This is a genomic window from Clostridium bowmanii (genome assembly GCF_018861315.1).
In the GTDB taxonomy this organism is placed as follows: domain Bacteria; phylum Bacillota; class Clostridia; order Clostridiales; family Clostridiaceae; genus Clostridium_AD; species Clostridium_AD bowmanii.
This window is the reverse complement of the sequence record NZ_JAHLDL010000002.1, coordinates 210346-231590: the sequence shown is the minus strand read 5'-3', so window position 1 is coordinate 231590 and position 21245 is coordinate 210346. Positions and strand designations below refer to the sequence as shown.

At 31.3% G+C, this 21245-nt stretch carries 18 protein-coding genes, 2 pseudogenes and 1 riboswitch; of the genes and pseudogenes, 1 reads left to right on the top strand and 19 read right to left on the bottom strand.

Going from position 1 to position 21245, the window contains the following annotated elements; all coding sequences use genetic code 11:
- Positions 1-402: 402 nt before the first annotated feature.
- The 6 genes from KPL51_RS02305 to KPL51_RS02280 all read right to left on the bottom strand — a co-directional run bounded on the left by KPL51_RS02305 (position 403) and on the right by KPL51_RS02280 (position 7525).
- Positions 403-2805, bottom strand: a complete 2403-nt coding sequence (locus KPL51_RS02305; protein ID WP_224853586.1) for an HD domain-containing phosphohydrolase — start codon at positions 2803-2805, stop codon at positions 403-405.
- Positions 2806-3101: 296 nt separating this feature from the next.
- Complete coding sequence (locus tag KPL51_RS02300; protein WP_216156723.1) at positions 3102-3623, bottom strand: DUF874 domain-containing protein; 522 nt, start codon at positions 3621-3623, stop codon at positions 3102-3104.
- 198 nt (positions 3624-3821) lie between these two features.
- Entirely contained in the window at positions 3822-4562 is a 741-nt protein-coding gene (locus tag KPL51_RS02295; protein WP_216156720.1) for an amino acid ABC transporter ATP-binding protein, read from the bottom strand.
- A 70-nt stretch (positions 4563-4632) separates the two neighbouring features.
- Complete coding sequence (locus KPL51_RS02290) at positions 4633-5361, bottom strand: amino acid ABC transporter permease (RefSeq protein WP_216156717.1); 729 nt, start codon at positions 5359-5361, stop codon at positions 4633-4635.
- Between the two features lie 30 nt (positions 5362-5391).
- Positions 5392-6234 carry a transporter substrate-binding domain-containing protein gene (locus tag KPL51_RS02285; RefSeq protein WP_216156714.1) on the bottom strand — a complete coding sequence of 281 codons (843 nt, stop codon included), beginning with the start codon at positions 6232-6234 and terminating at the stop codon, positions 5392-5394.
- Between the two features lie 172 nt (positions 6235-6406).
- Positions 6407-6587: riboswitch (Lysine riboswitch) on the bottom strand.
- A gap of 176 nt (positions 6588-6763) precedes the next feature.
- Positions 6764-7525: a sulfite exporter TauE/SafE family protein gene (locus KPL51_RS02280; RefSeq protein WP_216156711.1), complete on the bottom strand. Its 762-nt coding sequence runs from the start codon at positions 7523-7525 to the stop codon at positions 6764-6766.
- Between the two features lie 112 nt (positions 7526-7637).
- Here KPL51_RS02280 and KPL51_RS02275 point away from each other — a divergent pair, with 112 nt between their 5' ends.
- Positions 7638-8603 (top strand): LysR family transcriptional regulator, encoded by a 966-nt coding sequence (locus KPL51_RS02275; protein WP_216156708.1) that lies wholly within the window; start codon positions 7638-7640, stop codon positions 8601-8603.
- A gap of 116 nt (positions 8604-8719) precedes the next feature.
- Here KPL51_RS02275 and KPL51_RS02270 read toward each other — a convergent pair whose 3' ends face one another.
- The 13 genes and pseudogenes from KPL51_RS02270 to KPL51_RS02205 all read right to left on the bottom strand — a co-directional run bounded on the left by KPL51_RS02270 (position 8720) and on the right by KPL51_RS02205 (position 20949).
- Entirely contained in the window at positions 8720-9220 is a 501-nt protein-coding gene (locus tag KPL51_RS02270) for a CPBP family intramembrane glutamic endopeptidase (RefSeq protein WP_216156705.1), read from the bottom strand.
- An 80-nt stretch (positions 9221-9300) separates the two neighbouring features.
- Positions 9301-9885: a permease prefix domain 1-containing protein gene (locus KPL51_RS02265; RefSeq protein WP_216156702.1), complete on the bottom strand. Its 585-nt coding sequence runs from the start codon at positions 9883-9885 to the stop codon at positions 9301-9303.
- Entirely contained in the window at positions 9878-10219 is a 342-nt protein-coding gene (locus tag KPL51_RS02260; protein ID WP_216156699.1) for a PadR family transcriptional regulator, read from the bottom strand. Before KPL51_RS02260 ends, KPL51_RS02265 begins: the two co-directional genes overlap by 8 nt.
- Positions 10220-10459: 240 nt before the next feature.
- Positions 10460-11452 carry a lactonase family protein gene (locus KPL51_RS02255; RefSeq protein ID WP_216156696.1) on the bottom strand — a complete coding sequence of 331 codons (993 nt, stop codon included), beginning with the start codon at positions 11450-11452 and terminating at the stop codon, positions 10460-10462.
- Positions 11453-11543: 91 nt separating this feature from the next.
- Positions 11544-12230 (bottom strand): hypothetical protein, encoded by a 687-nt coding sequence (locus tag KPL51_RS02250; protein WP_216156693.1) that lies wholly within the window; start codon positions 12228-12230, stop codon positions 11544-11546.
- Between the two features lie 372 nt (positions 12231-12602).
- Positions 12603-16739: pseudogene (gene lacZ, locus KPL51_RS23290) on the bottom strand (beta-galactosidase, LacZ type).
- A gap of 562 nt (positions 16740-17301) precedes the next feature.
- Positions 17302-17715, bottom strand: a complete 414-nt coding sequence (locus KPL51_RS02235) for a glycosyl-4,4'-diaponeurosporenoate acyltransferase CrtO family protein (RefSeq protein WP_216156684.1) — start codon at positions 17713-17715, stop codon at positions 17302-17304.
- 222 nt (positions 17716-17937) lie between these two features.
- The gene (locus KPL51_RS02230) at positions 17938-18657 is read right to left on the bottom strand and encodes a TrkA C-terminal domain-containing protein (protein ID WP_216156682.1); all 720 of its coding nucleotides are present in this window, start codon (positions 18655-18657) and stop codon (positions 17938-17940) included.
- A 104-nt stretch (positions 18658-18761) separates the two neighbouring features.
- Complete coding sequence (locus KPL51_RS02225; protein WP_216156678.1) at positions 18762-19493, bottom strand: DUF1361 domain-containing protein; 732 nt, start codon at positions 19491-19493, stop codon at positions 18762-18764.
- 57 nt (positions 19494-19550) lie between these two features.
- Positions 19551-19667, bottom strand: a pseudogene (locus tag KPL51_RS23285) (copper homeostasis protein CutC); the annotation flags it as partial.
- Between the two features lie 415 nt (positions 19668-20082).
- Positions 20083-20370 (bottom strand): sll1863 family stress response protein, encoded by a 288-nt coding sequence (locus tag KPL51_RS02215; protein WP_216156675.1) that lies wholly within the window; start codon positions 20368-20370, stop codon positions 20083-20085.
- A 42-nt stretch (positions 20371-20412) separates the two neighbouring features.
- Complete coding sequence (locus KPL51_RS02210) at positions 20413-20565, bottom strand: lmo0937 family membrane protein (RefSeq protein ID WP_216156672.1); 153 nt, start codon at positions 20563-20565, stop codon at positions 20413-20415.
- Positions 20566-20655: 90 nt separating this feature from the next.
- Positions 20656-20949, bottom strand: coding sequence for a lmo0937 family membrane protein (locus KPL51_RS02205; RefSeq protein ID WP_224853583.1), 294 nt, complete (start codon positions 20947-20949; stop codon positions 20656-20658).
- Positions 20950-21245 lie beyond the last annotated feature (296 nt).

Genomic DNA, 21245 nt, shown 5'->3' with positions numbered 1-21245 from the left:
CTTTGGCAATAATATTTATTATTTAAAAATAATTCTTTACAAACACATACTATTATGCTATTATATATTTATAAACAAAGAAACAAAATTTAAATCACTAAAGAAGTGGAAGTAATTCCACTTATATATTAACTTTCATTAGATAAACTATAAAATTCGCTAATAGAAAGGGGATAGTCCAATGGTTCAAATTAAATTTTCAGAGTTTTTAGAGGATAGTACGATTTTATAAGTAAGAGGTCTTTAATATATGTAAAAGACAAAGAAAAATACTTTAATTAACAAATAATGGCTATGCTCTACTTAAATTAAAATTAAATATATTATATTTTAGAAGGGAGTTCACATTGTGAACTCCCTTTAGTCTTTTAAATCACTTGTAAATTTAATAAGAAATATTTTTTAAATATTGGGCTTATCTAGTACTTTTTCAATAAATACCTTTACTAGTTCTTTATCGAATTGAGAACCTGAATTTTTTTGCAATTCTTCTATGGCAGCTTCAGTTGGTAGTGCACTTCTATAACTTCTCTCACTAGTCATAGCATCATAAGCATCTGCTATGGCTATAATCCTTGATATGAATGGTATCTCGTCACCCTTCAAGCCTTTTGGATACCCTTTTCCATCCCATCTCTCGTGGTGATACAATGAGTACTTTGCCATGTCAGCCATATCATTTACTGTATTAAGTATTCTATAACCTATTTCTGGATGACGCTTAACTTCATTCCATTCTACACCTGTGAGTTTGCCTGCTTTATTAAGTATATTTTCATCTATGGCTATTTTTCCTATATCATGAAATAATCCTATATTTTTAAGTTCCTGAATTTCATATTCTGAAAGTCTAAGAGCTTCTCCCATGCTTTTACATAATGCTGAAACTCTTTGAGAATGTTGTTCTTCCCTCTTGTTTTTTTCATGAAGTGTTCTGATGATAGTTCCGATTGCTTTTCCTCTCATACTTGGACTTTCAAAAAGTTTTTTCTTATACATATGATCTTCTGCTTTTTTGAATATTTCTTCGATTATTTCTTTCTCCGTATTCTTAGTTTCATAACCAAAGGAAATGGAAATATCAATGAATTCTATTTTTTCCTTTGCTGATAAATCACTTATACGCCTAATGATCTGATCTGCTTCAAATCCATCGGTTTTAGGTAATATGATAACAAATTCATCCCCGCCAAGTCTTGCGATAATATCATCCTCTCTGCATGCTAGTTTCATTACCCTTGCAACTTTCTTAAGAAGCTCGTCGCCCTTAACATGGCCAAACGAATCATTAACAATCTTCAAACCATTTACATCCCCCATAACAATGGTGAGAGGCAAGTTTCTAGGCGAATCCAGTCTCTTTAATTCTTCTTCATAAAATCTACGATTATATAAGCCAGTAAGCTGATCATAATAACTTAAGTGTTCTATTTCCTCTTGCTTTTGTTTAATCTCGGTGATGTCATTAATAGCAATAAAGCAATATTTCTTATCTTTAACATAAATATTTTCTGATGATAACAGAACATGCTTGATGTCTCCGTTCTTAGCTTTTAAATCTACTTCTACAGACCTTATATTTCCATTACTATCTGCTTTTAATAATACCTTATTTCTTGTTTGCGTGGTCATTATATCTAATTCTGCAGCTGTTTTGCCAATAACTTCATTTTTATCAAATCCTAATAAATCATAAAATGCTTCATTTACTTCAATGTATTTATGGTCTTCCAAATCACTTAAACCACAAGCAGAAGGATTGATGTGAAATAATTTTGAAAACTTCTCTTCACTTTCCATTAAGAGCCCTTCTGCCACTTTCCCTTCGGTGATATCTATAAGCAAGTAACTTACAAATCCTCTTTTTATATCAAATTTACTTTTTTTAACATCGAACCACTTAATTCCACTGTTAGTTTCAAAAAAAATCTGCTTTCTGTTTATCTCGCTATCACATAAATTTCCAATTATATAATCAATGCTTTTCGCTTGATTATGAAATAAAGTCTTTGCAATAATATTTGAGCAAACTATGTTTTCTGCTTTATCAATCAAAAATGCTGGTTCACCAATATTCTCATAGGTACCCTTCCACATTTTTTTTTGCACTTCAAGCATGTTATTTTTAATTTCATTAATAGCAAACAAACCAGCTAATATCATTATAGTTATTTCAACTGGTTCAACATATGTATCTAACTTTAGTAAAACAATTATTATTGCAACCCAAGGAATGTAAAATGATCTTTTTAAAAAAAGAACACTATTTTTTTTATTAGATTCCTCTACCATTTTATATGACTTTGTTAATGCAATAATTGAAAATAGCAACAACACTATATAGTATGTCAACATGGAATAGAAAGCATGTCCTCGTAGGGCATGAACTATACCAAATCCCCTCACAACTCGTAAATCAATGCTTTTATAAATTAAGTGATGAATCGGATTTGATATAAATAGTAACCATAAGAATGTGGAAACTGTAAATAAAACACTCTTTACTTTTTTCGATATTTTAATTTCTGTTAACTCTGCAATAAATAGAATTCCCAAAGTTGGGATAAACGTAGACCCTAGAAACTCAAAATTACGTACAAGTAAAAAAGTATTTAGATCTTCACAATTAAGTTCCAAGAAATATCCAAAAGAATAGACTGCAGCGGCAAACATAAGAAAAGAAAAATAATTAACGTTGATTTTCGCTATTTGCCTAAATAATCTAATTCCCACTACAATATAAACAATAGATAATATGGGGATAATATTTACCATTAAATTAACTATAATATTTTGAACATTCATCTCAATCCCTCATTTTTAATTTATTCCATTTTATAATTCTACAACCAATTACAAAATTCCTCTTTTTTAAACAAACTTCAATATAAAATCAAAGAAAATTTAAATGTGCTCCCACCTTATTCCCCATAATGATTTACAGTTGATTTATAACATTAAATATATATTATTAATTCAAGGAAGTGAACATATGAGAGTAATAAAAATTTTGCCATGTTTCGAAATCCTATTTGCATATAAAAAAGAGGCTGTCTCTTCAAATGATTTTTTAATCATTTTGAGACAGCCCACTTTAAGTATTAGTTGCTAAATAAACTTATTAATGTATCTAAATCAGAACTTATTTTTTGTAATACAGGTGTCTTGCTTGTTTGTAATGGTGCTATCTTATTAAGATCATTTACTAAAGTTGCATAATCTTTATTAGCAATATCAGTTTTATTAGTGTTTCTATTAGCTTTTAAATTTATGTTGATACCTTCTAATATATCTCTATCTGCTTTTATAACAACTCTTTGAGCTGTTATAGCCTCCTTCTTAGATTTCAAAGTTTTGTTAGCCTTATCTTGTGCTATTAATGTTTTTACTTGTGCAATTTCCCCTTTTATATCATCTTTAATTACCTGATTTGTATCATGGTTTTTCTTGATTGTTTCTCTTTCTAATTTTATCTGACTTACATAAGGTGCTTTAGGTGATTTTTTTTGAGTTGTTACTGCCTTAGCATCTGGTTCCGTTTTAGTTGTTAATGTTTGAGCACTTACACCAATTGGTATCAACATTGATAGTACTAATACACATAGTATGTTTTTCTTTAACATAATTTTAAGCCTCCATTATTTAAATTTGTATTACAATATTAATTATATATTTAAAATATGATGTAATTATTGAATTATCATGTTAAATTATGTGAAATTATGCCCTACATTTTAATACAAACCGCTTAAAGACTTACCACATAAAGCCCCCACATCCTTATAGAATGTAGGGGCTTTATTTACTATTCCTAACTTTTATTACATCTGCTTTAATGTACGCTGTAAAAATTCCTTGGTACGTTCCTCTGTAGGATTATTAAAAATTTGCTCTGGACTTCCTTCCTCTGCTATGACCCCTTTGTCCATAAATATTACGCGGTCAGACACTTCTTTTGCAAATGCCATTTCATGAGTTACTATTATCATAGTAAGACCAGACTGCGCAAGTTCCTTCATAACTTTAAGAACTTCTCCTACCATCTCAGGATCAAGGGCTGATGTAGGTTCATCAAAGAGCATTACATCCGGCTCCATAGAAAGTGCTCTTGCAATAGCCACACGTTGTTTTTGACCACCTGATAATTGTTTTGGCTTTGCGTTAACATATTGCTCCATTCCAACCACCATCAAATATTTCATAGCTACTTTTTCTGCCTCTTCTTTGGAACGTTTTAACACTTTCATTTGTCCCACCACACAGTTGCTTAGGACATTATAATTATTAAATAAGTTGAATTGTTGAAACACCATACCAAGCTTTGTACGGTACGCGAAGATATCATGTTTATCATCTAGTATATTTTCTCCTTTATAGATGATTTCACCACCACTTGGTTTTTCTAAAAGGTTAACACACCGAAGAAGAGTTGATTTCCCAGATCCAGAGGAACCTATGACGCAGACTACTTCTCCAGTATTTACTGAAAAATCAATATCTTTTAACACTTCATGAGTTCCAAAGGATTTACTTAAATGCTGTATATTAATTACTTTTTCCATATTTCCTACTCCCTCGCCTAATATTTATTTCCACCACTATTTTTGCTCTATGCAAAACATCTTAGTGAGTCTATACCTGCATTTGATTAGCATTCATAATATAATCTTCAGGACCATCTATCTTATTTTCAATATAACGCAAAATTCTTGTTACTGTGAAGGTCATTAAAAAATACAAAACACATGCAACAAAAAATGTATCAAAATAATTGAAATTATTTCCTGCAATTGATTTTGTTTGGAAATATAATTCTGTTACGGAAATTACATTAAGTACCGATGTATCTTTTATATTGATTACAAATTCATTACCCGTTGCTGGCAGAATATTACGAATCACTTGTGGTATTACTACATTAATCATAGTTTGAATATGATTCATACCTATAGCATGAGCTGCTTCAAATTGTCCTTTATCGATAGAAACAATACCGCCACGTATGATTTCTGACATGTAAGCCCCTGTATTAATTGAAACTATAAAGATTGCTGCATATAACCTGTTCATATTTATACCAAATGCTAAAGCAGATCCATAATAAATTACCATTGCTTGTACAATCATAGGAGTTCCACGGAATACCTCTATATAAACAAAAAGAATAGCATTAACCGTTTTAAGCATGACCTTTTTTATTCCTCGGTCAGCTACTGGAATAGTGCGTACAACTCCTATTAATAAACCGATTATGGAACCTATAACAGTACCAACCATGGAAATTAAGAGTGTCACACCTGCTCCACGTAGGAACATTGGCCAGTTATTTAAAATTATTTTTACTATCGATTCAATACTCATCTTTCTCCTCCTAACAGTCGAATATAAATACTATTTAGCTGATGGTTGGTTCTTTATAGCAGTATCCATAATGTTTTTACGATCTGCCTGTGATATACCAGCTAATGTTTTATTGATTTTTACAGTTAAATCACTACCTTTTGCAAGACCTACAGCAATTGACGTATCCGAGTCTGTTGTAGTAAATCCACTTTTAAATTCTACCATTTTAAAGTTAGTATTTGCAGCCTGCGAACTAATACCTTCAGGACGTTCTGATACGTAACCATCAATCATTCCTGATTGAAGAGCAACTCTCATGGTAGGAAAGTTGTCCATAGCTGTTTGCTTCTTTACACCTTTAATTTGATCTATTACTGAATAATGGAAAGTATTTAATTGAGCAGTTATCTTTGCTCCCTTAAAGTCCACAATAGAAGTAGCTGCATCATATTTTCCACCCTTTTTAACAACCATAACTAAATCTGATTTATAGTAGTTATCCGAGAAATCAATCACCTCCGCACGTTTTGCTGTGGGTGACATACCTGCAATAATTGCATCCACTTTGCCTGAAGCTAATGCTGGTACAAGACCATCCCATTCAGTTTTAGTAATAACCAATTCTTTTCCTAAATCTTTAGCAATTTTTTTAGCAATTTCTACATCATATCCGCCTGCATATTCTGCGCTGCCTTCAATTTTAACACCATCATTAGAAGCATCTATTTGAGTCCAGTTAAATGGCGCATATCCAGCTTCAAGACCTACTTTAAATGTTCCACCCGCCTCTTCTGCTTTTACCTCTTTTGAACTACTGCTTGACCCACATCCTGTTAAAAGCATAACTACTGATAGAGATACTGCTATTAATAATAATAATTTCTTTTTCATGATTACCTCTCCCCTTTTTTTACAAAATTTATATAATATATTCAAATTAAAAATGCCACCCTTACATGAAGGTGGCGCTATTAAGCCTCTTAGGAATTTTCCAAAACAAAAAAGACCTGAGATAAACTCAGGTCTCAACATGCATAGTTGTCCCTAAACCTCTTCTTTTCCCGAGTGAGATAGCACAACTCAATAAACTGGGAAGTTTATTGAGACAGTCCTATAGCTATTAACTACAGACCCAGCAAATATTCTTAAGATTATATTTACTTCGGCGACCTTTCCTTCTCTTTAGTATCAATGCTTCTCAAACTCCACTAAAGACTGTTAAATGTCGCGCCTCTACCCCACATATAAAAGTGAGGTCTTATTAAATTATACTTTTTACTTTACAACAATATATTACATTTGTCAACCTAATAAACCAAAATACGAATGCAGTATGTTTTAGATTTTATAATTTATGGTAGGAAAGTACCAATTAAGATAAAATATGGACTTGCATCACATATACATATATTTATAGTCCTCAATACATATGTAGCATATCTAATGATATATTAACAAAAAATATTGCTAGTACTATTATAATAATAGGTCGCGCTATTTTCATTCCATTTTTCGTAAAATAAATGGTACCAATGTAATTTCCCGCAATACTGAAAACTCCTGCAGTCAATCCCAAAATAAAAAATATTTTTCCGTTAATTATGAAGGTAATTAATGCTGCCACATTTGAAGATAAGTTAATAACTTTTGTCGTTCCTGCAGATATATTTAAATCTAAGTGAGCGATGCCTGTCAATAACAATAATAAAAATGTTCCCGTCCCAGGTCCATAAAAGCCATCATAAACTCCCACAATAAATGCGATTAGCATACAAATTATATAGGTCTTAGTGGGTGTTAATGTTTTAATGTCTTGATTGGCCTCAAGATTAGACTTGCGCAAAACATAGTAAGAAGTAATGGGTAAAATGAGTAACATTAAAATCTTAAAGTAGAAATCATCAATTTTTAAGGAAAGCATGGCACCAAGTGGTGATCCTATCAATGCACATACCGCACTACAAGCTGCCAATTTGAACTTAATATATCCGTTTTTGGCATAGCGATATGTAGCTAAAGCTGTTCCCATACTTGAACTCAATTTATTTGTACCAATAGCAAAGTGAACCGGCATTCCAGAAAGCATAAATGCCGGAAGTGATATAAGCCCTCCACCACCTGCAATTGCATCTATGAAGCCAGCAAGAAAAACCAATGGACATACAATAATGTATTCAATCATATTAAATCTCCTCTTAAACTCTTTAATGAATTGATATTATCATTGATTTGTTGTATAATCAAATTTATATATTTTATCTAATGTATAAATTTAATTTATAGAGGTGAAGAAATTGTTTGAAATCATGAATTATGTTTATGAGGTCTACAAGTCTGGGAGTTTCTCAAAAGCATCAAGAAACTTGTATATGACACAACCAGCCTTAAGTATTGCAATTAGTAAATTAGAAAAGAAAATTGGTCAGACTTTATTTGAACGAAAAACATCCCCACTTAAGTTAACGAATGCTGGATACATGTACATAGAGAAAGCGGAAAAAATTATATCAATGGAACAAGAATGCGCTGATTACTTTCAAAATTTGAATGAAGTCAAAGTTGGAAAAATTACAATTGGGGGTGCTATCATATCAATGACCTATTTGCTCCCTGAACTTATTGTTGGATTTTCAAATCAATATCCAGGAATTGAAATTGCTGCACAAGAAGCCTCTCTTCCTGTGCTAAAAAGTATGCTAGCAGATGGAAGCATTGACTTAATTTTAGATACTGATTGGTTTGAAGACGAAATCTTTCAATCTGTTCCTTTATTTACAAACCAAATTTTATTGGGCATACCTCTGAATCTTCCTGTAGATACGAACTTTTTTGCTTGTGGTATGACGTCTGAAGAAATCAGAGCAGATAAACATATTTCTCAGAGCCAGCCAGCTATTGACCTATATGGTATGGATGGATTCCCTTTTCTTTTGCTAGATACAACGAGTGAAATTTTTGGAAGATCAAAATCAATTTTTAATTATTATAATATTGAACCATTGGTAAAGATGTCATTTAATCAGCAGATGACTTCCTTCGAATTTGCTTCAAAAGGACTTGGAGCTGTTTTTATTTCAGATACCCTTGTCAAGTGTTCCCCAAGCGAAAATAATCTTCGCTTTTACAAACTCAATTGCCCTATGCCAAAACGAGGAGTGTCCATTGCTTATAAAAAGAAAAAGTATATTACCAAAGCAACTCAGTGTTTTATTGATTACACTACTGAATTTTATAAAAAGAAAGCACCTTACGTGACGTAATCATTTATACTTAAATTTAATTTAAGCATTAGGGTTAAAGGTTCAAACTGTTTAATCTGTATTTTATCAGTGGAGCTCTATTGTTCTATTTGTAAATAGTTTATTTTCTTATAACTCTAATTCTTAAATAAATAAGAAAAAGTTAAAGCAACCATAATTCCCATAATCAAGACAAAAACAAGGAAAATTTCAGATTTAAATGCAGCACTATATTTTCCTTTATTTAGACCATGTTCTTCCTTATATTTGTTTCTAAGGTCTATGAAGGTTGTTTTAAATCTCTTGTCTATTAACATAATAGCTAAGCATATAATGCACATACACAGGTAGAATAACACTGCTCTAATGCTTGTTTTTAATACTAGTTTTTCAAAATAAATTGCTCCTAAATTATATAGTGCATGAAGTGCAATAGGTGCTATTATGCTATCTGATATAACATACAGCAGCCCAAAAAATAAACCAGGAATCATGGTGAAAAATCTAGCCCCATGGGCAATTCCAAATATAATAGAAGAGACTACCACTGCAAACAAATCTCCATGCTTTCTCAATTTATTAAGTAATATTCCTCTATAAAGTAGTTCTTCTACAACCAAAGCAAATATAAAAACCAATAGTTGTACAATTTGACACAAAAAACATTAATGGTTCTCTGTATATCTTCTCTCATATTTGCCTCCTTGATTTTCTACTTTTAAATTCTTTTTTTATTAAAATATGCTTTCATAGCTAAAATAATAATTAATACTGACCCAAATAGAATTATAATGGATACTTTTACTTGAGTTGAAAATATTATCCTACAAACAGAATATCCCCCATATGCTATATCACAAATAGCTACAAATACCAATATTTTGCTTGGACGTTCAATATTAATATATTGGTAAAAAGCTATAGATCCTATAATCCATGAAACAATAAAAAACAAATATGAACTATTTTCAAGCATACTATTGGCGGAATTTTCATAATACATATTAATTCCAGTAAAAATTAGACCGATTATAAAAATACCAATTGCTACTTTTACCATCAATAAAGTATAATCAGTTTTCTTTTTCCATACGGTGCTCATTTCCGAAATAACATCATTTTCTTGTCCAAAATTCTTCAATGCTATTTTTATACTTTCATCTTCACTAAGACCTTGTTTTTCAAGCTCATGGGCTTCATCATAAAGACTCGCTTTTAATTCTTCCCTAAGTATCTGTATGTCCTTAGCAGACTCATTAAATTCATCACAAATACTATCTACATACCTATCTATTTCATTCATTAATACTCACCTCCAAAAATTGATTTAATAATTCTCTAAGAACAAGCCACTCTTGAACCTTCTCGCCAAAAAAGTTCAAACCTTCTTGAGTAATTTTGTAATAACGTCTTCTCCCTCCACCAGTATTTTCATCATCATTCCAATATCCCTCCAGATAATCTTTCTTTTCGAGTCTTTTTAAGGATACATATAAGGTTGCTTCCTTCATTTCAAAACTTTTATTTGTTTGCTTTATGGTTTTTCCAATTTCATAACCATACATATCTTTATGCTTTAAAACTGATAGAATAATTATATCAACATAGCCTTTTAATATTTCTTTTTCAAATTCCACTAGAATTTCGCTCCTAACTATTAGTATTTTATAATGTACTTGATAATATATAGTAGTTCTGTATTTAATTATATATGAACTACTATATAACATCAAGTAGTTTAGTGAAAATATTTTAATTTTCTGAATATATTTTAAATTTGTAAAGTTAAAGAAAAAATGTCTTTAACTTTCTATGTAATCAATTGATATACATAAATAATTAAAGACATTAATTATCAGATGGAAATGAAGTATCTTTTATCGTCCTTCGCATACAAAACTTGGTTTATTAAATGCTATGTCTAATATCCCATTAGTTAGAAGTCCTGTTTTAGAATCTATCTTACTCAAAATCACCTGATTACTACCTTGATTTGCTATAGCTAAAAAGTTATCCATATTTACTAATGATATATGTCTAGGCCATTCCCCAAAGCAAGAACAATCTCCCATCTTTTTAAGATTTCCATATTCAAACACACTAAAAACTGCAATGGTATTAGCACCACGATTAGCCGCATAAATATATTTACCATCAGCTGTCATACAAAGTGTGGAACAATAACTCTTTTCACAAAAATTCTCTGGAAGCGTGCTTACACTATCAAGCAATGTCATTTTTCCATTGTCATTATTAATAATAAATATTTTATTTGAATACTCTGAAATAACATATATGGTTTCTTCATTATGACTTAAAAGAATATGCCTTGGTCCTTCGCCCCTCGGAAGTTGCAAATAACCATTTTCAAACAATTTACCTTGTTTTATTTTATAGCTATAAATCATATCAAGAGCAATATTAGCACTATAAAGTATAGTTTCTGATTTATTTGGTACAACACAATGAGCGCGACTTACTTTATCCTTATTACCACCTTGCACTATAAAACTCAACATTTCCTCAAAACCATTTTCCCCTATTTTTATAGAAAAAATCTCACCACCTTCGTAGCAAGCTCCTACCAGCACTCTATTCTTAGGCAAATATGTTATATAGCATAATAAACCACCCTTTATCAGCTTTGTATCGATAAGAAAATATTCCTCCAAGTTCTTTTTAAACATATGAATATAACTATTACCTTCAAGCTCACTTATACCAATAATGTATTCCTCAAATACACTTAAATAGGATGAGCTTTCTGCATCCCTTATCAATTGATTTTCTAATATATTTCCATTCTCTATTTTAAAAATGCCAATAGATGTTGTAGCCCCTGACCCATATCCTGAAATATATAGCTTCAAATTAGTTACCTCCTCTCTATACTTTTTTATATTTTTTAATTTGGTTTAATTTCTTGCCTCGATCCCCTGTCTATTAATCGTTGAACTTTAATCACATAATTTTACCGAATCCGTCAAAATTAATATCTTCCAAAAACACATTTTCCTTTTTAGCTTCGTCTTTTGAACGATATACCATAAAATCCGATGGATTTTTGAGATTTGTTATAAGTAGTTTAATGGATTTAGGATTTTGAACAAGTTTAAGTTGTTCTGAAATCTCATGCTGATATTCAAAAAATTGTGAATGCTTTTTTCTCTGATTCTTCACTATATCAGATATATTATAAGGTAACTGCATTTGTTCATACTCAACTATGTCTCTCCAGTACGGATAAAAAATGAGAAGCTCCAGAAACTCTTTAAAACTGCCCGCTATTTTTCCATGCTTTCCTTCCTTATTTATATATCCAACTGGGTAATCATCATCACTCCCAAGTGCACCCATTCCACCGATTGTCCCGAAATATGTTCCATTACTATCAGCAGCGAAAATTGCTAACATGGGCACTGGATAAAATTCAAAGTTCCTCAATTTATCTGTGGTACAGAAAATCAAATCACAATTATCTTCCAGTAGTTTATAGATTTTGTTTTTATACTCATTCCCATCAACTGGAATAATCATTTTTCCTGATGCAATCATTTTAATTTCCTTACCATCTTCAGAACGAATAAAGTATCCACTCAAATTATTAGTCTTTTCAACGTCTATTAAAAGTTTTTCAGGTATATACATTATCTCTCATACTCCTTTATATCAAAACTTATCTTCGCATTATTCGTATAAAATAAAATTACTACATAAAATGCATAAAAAGAATCCAATAGTATTTAGAATAATATCATTTATATCAAATATTCCGCTGTGGGAAACATGCTGTATTGCTCCAATCATCAATATGTATACTACTGTTCTTATTTTTTTCTCTAATCCAATAGTAGCACCTATTAAGATAATAAAATATAACAATTATATATATATTTGTTATTAATATAAAAAAGTGCGAGAATGTCTCGCACTTTTTAAATTTATAGAGATTTATGAAATATACTGATTTAGTATCCTCGTGAAATCTTATAAAAAGATGATACTACAGTATACTTGTTATTACTGCGGAACCTTTGCTGTCACTTTAAGAGTTTCAGATAATAACTTAGCATCTGCCCAGTCACCATGGTCTTCGCTTATAATTCCACTTCCACCATCTGATACAATTAGCTTAAGTTCACTCTTTTTAGTAACATCAAGATTTATTAATTTAGCTGGTGCATCTTTTGTCATAGTTCCGCTATCAAAGGCCTTTAGACCATCTAAATATATTTGGAATCCTACTCCATCATAAGCTCCTCCTATTTCTTGATCTTGACCTACATAACATTGGAAGTTTTTGTAGGTGCCACCTGCTAAATTGTATACTACTTCAGAAACTGCATGAGTTCCTAGTCCTTTTGCAAAGGCCATTGGACCAGAAACACCTGCTAAAGTTATTACATTTTCATCAATTGATTTATCCTTCTGTACAGTTTTCCATCCAGAAATAGCACTCTTCCAATTCATATCACTTAAGTAAGTACACTGAGCAGTTACAAGTACATTGGCTTTGGCCATTCCAGGTACAACTGCTCCATTTGATGCTATTTCCCCATTTACCGAGAAGTTGCCCTCTTTTTCATATTTTAATGGATCAATCTTATCCCAAGTTACTGTTGCCTCTTCTGTGGACCCATCGCTATATTTTGCAGTAACAGACTGTGGTAAAATCGGTGCTACTTTAAGTCCAGTAGAAATATTAACAGTTATTGCACTTGTGATTTCTCTAACTGAAACATTAGCTATTGCTTTTAAATTAGAGCCCTCTATAACTCCCTCTACAGTGAATTTTTCTATTGCTGAATATTTAGATGCAGCTATAGCATCCCATTTTACTTGTAACTGCCTTGTTGCATCAGCACCTATAGCTGCTGTAACCGTTGAAGGCAGTATTGGTGCTGTGCCTTTATAAGTAGTCACATTTACAGGCTCAATACTCTGTTCATTAGCAGGTAATACCTGTTTGCTTATATCCATAGGACTTGATTTTTTAGATATAGGTTTTAATTTAATGTTATAAGAGTATGTCTTATTAGCTGGCAATGTATATTCTGCATGAGTCCGTGCACCCCAGCTGTTGTCTCCGCCTACCCCCATTTGTTTGTAGTTTAAATGGAGCATTGTGTCTTCAATTTTTGTAAGCTGATATGGATGCGCCTGCATAGTTAAATCTTCTGTTGTATAATGAAGGGCACTAGCCTCCATTAAAGGATCCCCAGAAATCATAAGTCCAGTACCCTTTCTGTTTGTAACAGTCATCCATCTTAAATCTGTTTTATTTCCAGTTTCTGATGGCTCAATATATGGTATATATTGGTCTGTTACTGTGCTGTTATAAACTCCTACATATGCTGCTGAATTTCTATCCATATAATTTTCCTGTGGTCCACGACCATAATAAGTTAAATTCTCAAATCCCTTAGGCATTTTCATCTCCATGCCTATTTCAGGTATCTCAGGAAGGGTTTTACTACCTGGTATAAGAGTGTTTGATATATCAACATCCCCGCTACCATATATGGTGTAAGAATATTTATACTGTGATTCAACTGTAGTTGGCAGTGTGGCCGTTACATCAATTTTCACAGCCTTCTCACTCAATTTTGTTACCACCACAGTTTTTATTGTTCTATTTTGCCCTGCATTACGCCAAGTGGCAGTTCTAGTAGGTCCACCATTTCCCTTATCATTATCTGTGGGAGCTCGCCAGAAATTAGGTGCAAGTTCGCCACTTACAAGTTCTGTTCCTTCAAAGTTTAAGGATGTAACAGAGCCTCTAGTTTTATCGAAATTAAGTTTAAAGTCTTCTCCTACTACGGATACCTTAGTACCTGTCTCTGTAGTTTTAAGTGATGACATTTTTGATACATCTAAGGTCTTCTTAATTGGTATTTCAAAAGGTACTTTATACTGATCTGATGCTATTTCATGACCAGATTTAGCCCAAATGGTGTCTTTAGGATTAGTAAAACTAAAGTTTAACCAATATTCAGCTCCACTTTTTGTTTTTAGTTTAGATTTAGCTATAGGTATTGTTATAATGCTACTAGTTTTGGGTGCTATATTAAGGTCTGAAATCTTACCTTTATTAATAACCTTGTCATCTTCCATAAGGTTCCATGAACCATTAAAGGCGTTTAGATTTGTAAATAAATATTTATTTGTAATCTTAACTTTTCCATTTAATAAATCCACAGGAGTAACCTTTATATTTTGATAAACATGTTTTACTTCAGTTAACTCTGGCTTTGGTGTTCCGTCTGCTAGAAGCTCTCCATTAGCACAAAAATTTCCATCATTAGGATTGTCTCCCCAATCTCCACCATATGCATAGTATTCTGAATTTGTTGGTGTTTTTGCCACTAAAGCTTGATCAACCCAATCCCATATAAATCCGCCTTGTAGATTAGGATATTTTTCTATAACGTCCCAATATTATTGTAAGTTTCCGTTGCTGTTACCCATAGCATGAGCATATTCACACATAAGATAAGGTTTTACATTTCCAGATGCACCATAACTTGCAACGGTATTAACACCTGGGTACATTTGACTTGTCATATCTGAATACTTACTGTCGCCTTCATAGTGCACAAGACGTGTTGAATCCGCCGAGTGTGCATAATCCTGCATGGCTTTGAAGTTAGTTCCAGTTCCAGCTTCGTTGCCAAGCGACCAGATAAGGACAGAGGCGTGATTTTTGTCTCTTTGCACTACACTTTTTATTCTGTCAACACAGGCATCAGTCCAATCTGGATTACTCTTTGGCAGAGTTCCACTTACCCCGTGACTCTCTAGGTTTGCTTCATCGATTACATAAAGTCCATATTCGTCACATAACTCAAGCCATGCTGGGTCATTTGGAAAATGTGAAGTACGAACTGCATTTAAATTATTCTGCTTCATTGTTGTAATATCATAAATCATATCTTTTACAGATAATGTTTTACCTGTTTTAGGATTTGTCTCCACTCTATCAGCACCTTTAAACATTATTGCAGTGCCATTTAATTTCATCTGATTTCCTTTTAATTCAAACTTTCGGAACCCAACCTTGTCCGCATCTGCTTCAATAACCTTTCCAGACTTATCTTTAACTGTTAATACAAGCGAATAAAGATATGGACTTTCTGCAGACCATTTCTTTGGGTTCTTTATAGATTTGCTTAAATTAACTGCTTGTTCAATTCCACTTGAGAAATCGCCAGTGGCAGTAATAGGCTTGTCAAATACAGGCTTTTTATGATCATCATAAAGCATGGCCTCTAGAGTAAATGCTCCACCTGTAGTATTATTTTCATCGTAGTTATGTAGATCTGCTTTTATTGATAGTGTAGCATCTGTATAGGTTGAATCTAAATCTGTTTCAACTTTAAAATCTCTTAAGGTTTCTTTAGGTGTTGAGTACATAAATACATCACGAAATATACCACTGAGCCTTATACCATCTTGATCTTCAAGCCAACTTCCATCTGACCATCTATAAACCTCCATAGAAATTGTATTATCACCAGTTTTTAAATATTTAGTTATATCAAAGTCTTTTGGTGAATAGCTATCTTCAGCATAACCAACCTTTTGTCCATTGATCCATAGATAAAATGCAGAAGATACTCCTTGAAATGACATGAAAGTTTGTCTTTGGTCCCAATTACTAGGTACAGTGAAGGTCTTTTTATAGGATCCCACAGGATTGTATACTGTAGGTGCTTTGGGCGGTGGTGTTTTTGTTAAACTTTCATAGCCTGTCCAAGGATATGTAATGTTTGTATATATTGGATAATCATAACCTTGAGTTTGCCAGTTACCAGGAACCTTTATTGAGCCCCAGTCACTTGTGTTATAGTTGTCCTTGTAGAAATCTACAGGTCTTGCTTCTGGATTTTTAGCAAGATTAAATGCCCAAGTTCCATTAATGTGTTTTAAATAAGTTGAATCAACTCTTATCCCTCTATTAGAAATATCCTTATTTATATCAGTAAGAGCTGCAGCTGCATTTTTAAAAGGAATAGAAGTTGCTGTAGTATGTACAGGTTCTCTATTTACTTGAAAGGTTTTAGGATTGTTATTCCATTCAGGATAATCATTTAAAAGAGTATCTGCTAAAACAGATATTCCACTACTAATAATTACATTACTTAAAACGAAAGTCATTGTCAGTACTGTAGCTAATAAACTTTTATACTTCTTTCTCATTAATATCCCCCCCATTTTTTATATTACTAAAATACTATACTTACAATATTCTTAAAATTCCATCTCCTTTCTTAAATAAATTTTGTATTATTATCATTTTTTTAAATTAATAATAATTTCCATTAAAATTGTTATTAGGAAATATTTCCCATACAAATTATACCATTGTATATAATATTGTCAATATTCTGTCTTTTTTTAAATAAAAACGCATTAATAGTTACTCTATTTCTTTATTTCCCAAGCAATATGTATGATTTTACATTATTTTTAATTTTGATACGTTTCAATTATGTACTAATGTAGACAATATAAGAATATTGTTACATACAATAATAGCGCTTGGCTTATTATCAATAAAAATAGCATGCTAATTATAAAGTTAATTAGCATGCTAAATCTTTGAAAGTGAAACGACATTTTATAAGTGTAAACCCCATACCGCATTTCTACTCTCGTCTATTTCTGCTCAGTCTGTTTTTAATCTTAGGATATATTTTGTTTATTCTTGCTAATTTAGTTACCAATTTGTATACGTAAACTTAGATTGTTTTAATTTAAGTTTTTTAATCACCCGACATACCCGTGGACGGTTATAACGTTGTGCCATAATTGGGTATAAGTTGAAAAATATATTCAGAAAAATTAACCAGATTGTTTCCTTAAAAGAATATGTTATACCTACATATATAGTGACTAACGCAATTATAATAGCGATAATTCCATGTCCAAATTCAGAAGCCCTTGTTCTATACTCATAATATTTTAATAAAGTCAATGATCTTCTAATAGGAGTTTCCTTTTTTCTGCTTTTCTCCCAACCACTAAGTACTAGTAATTTTCTAAAATAATGTACTCCGAGGTACTTGTATATTTTTCCTTCTTCTTCAATAGGATGACTATTAAAATAAGGTGATTTAAATGCTGGTATCAATAATGTTTCCCCTATAGACATCCAAATCATCAGTAAAAAGTTTAGTATAATACTATATGATAAGGAACTCATATTCATAAATGGAAATAGAATGAATACCCCTACTCCACATGTAGCAATGAATACGATAATCCACTTGAGATATGTATTTTTATTTATTTTAATCAAGTTGTTTGCGCCCCTTTATTATATGCATAGATATTCCATGAATTCTTAGTACATCTAGTTTGCTCTACTATAATGGGAGGGCTTTTGTTCAAATACATCAATTATATTAGCTAAATGGCCATATACCATTACTCTATCATTTTTCATAATAACTTCATCCTTTGAAATATCCCCCATTAACAGATCTTCCCTTTTAATATTTAGAACTCTTATTCCATAGTCATTACTAATTCTTGTCTCCAATAAAGTCATATTATTAAGCTTTTCAGGGACCTCAACAATCTTTATCTCCACAATTACAAATCCATGAAAATTATCAAAAATCAGCATAGGATTCGCCTTCTTACTAAAAATTAGCTTTGTTGCTATACGCTTTACGACATTATCAAAGCTTACTCTAAAAAATGGTATCTTTTTCATTATTGTAATAAAAGCCAAAAAAATTAAAAGATATAAAATAGAGTGAACTACATCAAAATCTTTATTTCTTGAAAAAGAAATAACCGTGTTGACCAACAGTGAAACTATTGCCACATTGAAAATATTACCGAAAAGCATAATTGTAATAGCACTTTTCCTCCTTTTTCTAGAACAAACAATAATTTCACTTTCTGTAGTTGTGAACCCACAATTTGTAAGCAGTGAAATAACTTGAAATTTAGCCCTAGTATTAGACACTCCAGTAAGCATCAAAATCACTGTAAATATTTCAATAATGGTAATATATAAGATAATTAAAAATAATAATATTAATAAAGCTAGATTAATAGACATCCTTTCATCCCCTCATAACAAACCTAAAAATACGTTCCTCTGAAAAAATATTTCCTATAAAAGCAAATAAATTTGATAATAGTACCCTCTTGTTGACTTGCATTTTAAGACTTGCTAACAGCTAGTTTTCCAATTTCCAGTACAAGATAATTTATAACATACACTACCAAACTAAGAACTCCGAATAAAAGTGTAAATTTAAGGGTCTTTAAATTTACGATACTTTGTAATATGGTTATTATATTTGTAGGATGGAGAATTATATCCCAGCTATTCCATCTATTAAATCTACCTATGAAAATAGCAAATCCAGTTAGTATATGAACAATTAAAACAAGTATCCAAGAAACCATACTATTATATTTCTTTATCAATGAATGATGAATTATATATAGCGAAATAAAACCAACTACATACCCTATCCATACACCTATACTAATATTCACAAAATCTAACCAAATATTTACATTGTCATTAAATATAATTCTAGCTTCTCTTGTATAAGGTGAATAATTAGGATTAATAAGATGATATTGATTAGAACTGAGATGAATAAAATCTGTAATTATATAGGTGGAGTTTGGATAAAATAATAGCCACAGTATGCCTAAAAAAATAGTTATAATTTTAATCAACCCATTTTTTTTATACTTTGAATTAATATAACATAATAATGATACTATTTCGAGTGGCACCCAGGCTAAAATTACATTCCAAATCATAAAAATGTTTTTTTGCCCTATCCCACCACTAAAAATATTCCAAATAAAATATAATAATGTTACAGCTCCAAGAAGCTTCTTAATCATTCGAAACTTATACTTAATATTACCCACACCATCATCCTCCCTAGTTACCATTCATTCTATCCATTAACGATAGCATATACCTTCTCAGGAATCAATATTTCTTGAATTTATGCCACTTCCTATGAGAATTTCTATCTTGTGTTCTGATTTCTCCACCATTTCTTTTAGAAGCTCTCTACCTTGCGTACAATCGTTTTTCTGACCTGAGGTTAGTTACAATGGGATTATTGGGGTTAGTGATGGGTTTAATACACCTAAAAAGGGTTCTAGCAAAGCTGCTAGAGCCCTTTATTTTGGAGCACATGAAGAGTGCCCCAGATGCTTAGTACGTTTAATAATGCCTGTACAGTTGTTGTCTTCTTAAGTTATCATTATGCATCATGGATATCATCTAATTTCGTTTAGTTTTTAGCAAACAATAAGTTGTCCATTGCAATATTTTGAAGGTTGACGCAGTTAAAAATGCATACAAGAAATTGAAAAATTTAGCTACAGCAATTATAAATTTCAATTATAAAAATGCTGTAGCTAAATTTATTGAAATGCACAGTATAGTAGCAAGCGGCCACTAAGGCAACTGCACCTCGGTAAAATTTGTTAATATTATACATATGAATTATTTAAAATGATTTGTTGCTTTAGCAACAGAATCCTTAAGCTCATTCCAAGCATTCTCAGTTCCTTCTTTCATATCTTTCCATGAGCTTTCACTGGCTTTACTAAGTTGTTCGTATTTTTTCTTCAATCCATCCCTTTTACCTTCAAGCATCTCCACCTGTTTAAGATATTCCAATTTCATGTCAACATTGATCTCAGTAGCTTTACCATGCATCTCCGATATTTTAGCACTATATTGTTCTAACTGCGCCTTAATTTTTTCTAAATACAAATCTCTTTTTTCCATTTCTAATACCTCCTTTTATTTTTTTGCTATCTCCTAAACTTTCTAGTGTCTTCTTCTTCCACCAACAAAATCAAAAATGAATATAATTACAGCAATGACAAGTAATGTGTGTATCATTCCGCCGCCAATATTAAGTACGAGCCCTAACACCCAGAAAATTATCATTATTCCTACGATCCAACGCAAAAATCCCATATATATCACCTCCTTTAATCTGATAGTATTTAGATGTCTTTTCCTTAATAAATTACATTAACCAGGCAATTATTCTTAGTATAATATTTTCTATGTTAATTTTTTTCCTAGAATCATATCCACCAGAAATAGTATTATGGCTAGTACAAGTAAAATATGGACCATACTGCCACCCAGGCTAAATATAAGCCCCGAAACCCAAAAGCATACTAATATTCCGCTTATCCAACGTAAAATTCCCTCATAAATAACTCCTTCATAAACTTCTTTGGGTTCTATAACTTCTTTATTCTTTTCTATTTCTGTGAAAACTTCATCATCTGTCAAGTTTTTATCTTTCTTTTTAAATAACTCAAGTATATATTCTTCCATAAGTGTCCTCATATTATATCTCCCTTTGAAATTATTTAATTTCAAAATATATATTATTTTATAAATTTAATTGTTTTAAATTAAAATAAATAAAAGAAATATAGCTATTCATTACTCCACCTTTGTCTAATCATTTTTAAAATATTTTATTGCCATAAGCCAAAAGTAAATTCTCTTATTTATACTAGCGTATTTATTGAATAACTCATTATTCGAATATTCCTACTAATATTTAAACTTCATTATTTGTAATATTCTACATTTCTACTATAATTCCTTTTTTTGTTAAGAAATATGTAGTTTTTTTT